Genomic DNA, 377 nt, shown 5'->3' on the forward strand with positions numbered 1-377 from the left:
GGTTTGAGGTTGTAAGCTTGAACTGCATCATCAGAAGCAATCAGCAGTGCTGCTGCACCATCATTAATACCTGAAGCATTCCCCGCAGTGACAGAACCATCTGCTTTGACAACAGGTTTAAGCTTGCTTAAAGCTTCAAGCGTGGTTGATGCGCGTGGATGTTCATCGGTATCAATCACAACAGCATCACCCTTACGCTGAGGGATCTCAACTGCCACGATTTCTTTAGAAAAAAAGCCTTTGGCTTGCGCGCTTGCGGTGCGTTGTTGGCTCACCAAGGCAAACTGGTCCTGATCTGCACGATTAACGTTAAACTGTTCAGCGACGTTTTCGGCAGTCTGGGGCATGGTGTCTACACCATACAATTCTTTAAGTTT

1 protein-coding gene is annotated in these 377 nt (G+C 47.2%); it reads right to left on the reverse strand.

Translation table 11 applies throughout. The features are described from left to right. A partial coding sequence (locus FY048_RS19000; RefSeq protein WP_446092176.1) for a thiolase family protein occupies positions 1 to 377 on the reverse strand: 377 nt, incomplete at both ends.

It is taken from the genome of Acinetobacter sp. 1124_18A, assembly GCF_052824995.1.